2 protein-coding genes are annotated in these 2,630 nt (G+C 61.5%); one reads left to right on the top strand and one right to left on the bottom strand.

All coding sequences use genetic code 11. The features are described from left to right. Positions 1-123: 123 nt before the first annotated feature. Positions 124-2,121 carry a transketolase gene (gene tkt / locus ACRESD_RS26345; RefSeq protein WP_431753586.1) on the bottom strand — a complete coding sequence of 666 codons (1,998 nt, stop codon included), beginning with the start codon at positions 2,119-2,121 and terminating at the stop codon, positions 124-126. Between the two features lie 259 nt (positions 2,122-2,380). Here tkt and ACRESD_RS26340 point away from each other — a divergent pair. Beyond that, positions 2,381-2,630: ArsR/SmtB family transcription factor (locus ACRESD_RS26340; RefSeq protein ID WP_431753585.1), on the top strand; the 250-nt coding region annotated here is incomplete at its 3' end.

Below are 2,630 nucleotides of genomic sequence, written 5' to 3'. Positions count from 1 at the left end.
CTCCCAGACCGGCTGACGAGGTATATCTGACACATCTCGATCGCACGGCTTGGGGCCGCTTCGCAGCCCAGCGGGAGCAAGCTCCCTCGCCACAACAAGCTCGCTCCTACAAGGGGACGCGCTTTAGTCTTCCAGCAGCTCTTCAGCCTGACCCAGGATGTTTTCCAGGGTGAAACCGAACTCTTCGAACAACGCTGGCGCCGGCGCCGACTCACCGTAGGTGGTCATGCCGATCACGCGGCCTTCCAGGCCCACGTACTTGTACCAGTAGTCGGCGTGAGCCGCTTCGATGGCGATACGCGCACTGACCTGCAGTGGCAGTACCGACTGCTTGTAGCCGGCGTCCTGGGCTTCGAACACGCTGGTGCATGGCATGGAAACCACACGCACGTTACGGCCTTGTGCGGTCAGCTTGTCGTAGGCTTGAACGGTCAGGCCCACTTCGGAACCGGTGGAGATCAGGATCAGCTCCGGCTCGCCGATGCAGTCCTTGAGCACGTAGCCGCCACGGCTGATGTCGGCGATCTGCGCATCGGTACGTACCTGGTGTTGCAGGTTCTGACGCGAGAAGATCAGCGCTGAAGGGCCGTCCTTGCGCTCAATGGCGTGTTTCCAGGCCACCGCGGACTCCACCGCGTCGGCTGGGCGCCAGGTGTCCAGGTTCGGCGTAGTACGCAGGCTGGTCAATTGTTCGACCGGCTGGTGCGTCGGGCCGTCTTCGCCCAGGCCGATGGAATCGTGGGTGTACACATGGATCACGCGCTTCTTCATCAGCGCGGCCATACGTACGGCGTTGCGGGCGTATTCCATGAACATCAGGAAGGTCGCGCCGTAAGGCACCAGGCCACCGTGCAGGGACACGCCGTTCATGATCGCGCTCATGCCGAACTCACGTACGCCGTAGTACATGTAGTTGCCGCTGGCGTCTTCCGCCGAGACACCTTTGCAACCTTTCCACAGGGTCAGGTTGGAGCCGGCCAGGTCAGCCGAGCCGCCGAGGATCTCAGGCAGCAGAGGGCCGAAGGCATTCAGGGTGTTCTGGCTGGCTTTACGGCTGGCGATGGTCTCGCCCTTGGCCGCGACTTCAGCGATGTAGGCCGAGGCTTTTTCCGAGAAGTCGGCAGGCAGGTCACCGGCCAGGCGGCGTACCAGCTCGTTGGCAAGCGCTGGGAATTCGGCGGAGTAGGCAGCAAAACGCTGGTCCCACTCGGACTCGATCGCCCGGCCTTTTTCCTTGGCATCCCATTCAGCGTAGATGTCGGCCGGGATTTCGAACGGACCGTGGTTCCACTTCAGGGCTTCACGGGTCAGGGCGATTTCCGCGTCACCCAGTGGGGCGCCGTGGCAGTCTTCTTTGCCTTGCTTGTTCGGCGAGCCGAAACCGATGGTGGTCTTGCAGCAGATCAGGGTTGGCTGCTCGCTCTTGCGGGCGGTGTCGATGGCAGTCTTGATCTCTTCCGGATCGTGGCCATCGACATTGCGGATGACCTGCCAGTTGTAGGCTTCGAAACGCTTAGGGGTGTCGTCGGTGAACCAGCCTTCGACTTCGCCGTCGATGGAGATGCCGTTGTCATCGTAGAAGGCGATCAGCTTGCCCAGGCCCAGGGTGCCGGCGAGGGAAGCGACTTCGTGGGAAATGCCTTCCATCATGCAGCCATCACCCAGGAACACGTAGGTGTGGTGGTCGACGATGTCGTGGCCAGGGCGGTTGAACTGCGCGCCCAGCACTTTTTCAGCCAGCGCGAAGCCAACAGCGTTGGCCAGGCCTTGGCCCAGGGGACCGGTGGTGGTCTCGACGCCTGGGGTGTAGCCGAATTCCGGGTGGCCCGGGGTACGGCTGTGCAACTGGCGGAAGCTTTTCAGGTCGTCGATGGTGACGTCATAGCCGGTCAGGTGCAGCAGCGAGTAGATCAGCATCGAGCCGTGACCGTTGGACAGCACGAAGCGGTCACGGTCTGCGAAGTTGGGGTTACTCGGGCTGTGTTTCAGATAGTCGCGCCAAAGAACCTCGGCGATATCCGCCATGCCCATAGGGGCACCGGGGTGGCCGCTGTTGGCCTTTTGCACGGCATCCATGCTGAGGGCACGAATGGCGTTGGCACGCTCACGACGGCTGGGCATCGCTTATCTCCTGGGGCTTGAATTAATTATGAAACGAAAAAAGGCGGCCATTTTCGCCCAGGCACGTGCCCGGGGGCAATGACGGATGGTCGATGCAGCATGATTTTCCTGTGTTTGAGAGAAGAATCAGGCGTTAACCCGGGCAAACAGCAGGATCGGTCGTACGCCCTGCGACGAATTGCCCCGCCCATCGAGCAATATCAAAACTTTTTGATATTGCTCTTGCGACGTTGCCACGGCCTGACTAGACTGCCGCTCCATGAACCTACCTGTGCCCGCAATCCGTTCCGAGCAAAGCGAAGACCTGGCCGCCCTGTGCAAAGCCAGCGGCGACCCGCTGCGTCTGAACGTATTACGGGCACTGGCCAGCGACTCTTTCGGCGTGCTGGAACTGGCGCAGATCTTCGCCATCGGCCAGTCGGGCATGAGCCACCACCTCAAGGTACTGGCCCAGGCCGGGCTGGTAGCGACCCGGCGCGAAGGCAATGCGATTTTCTATCGTCGCGCCC

The organism is Pseudomonas sp. (assembly GCF_050739995.1).
Taxonomy (GTDB): Bacteria; Pseudomonadota; Gammaproteobacteria; order Pseudomonadales; family Pseudomonadaceae; genus Aquipseudomonas.
The sequence above is the reverse complement of the archived record's forward strand: the minus strand, read 5'-3'. Positions and strand labels throughout refer to the sequence as shown.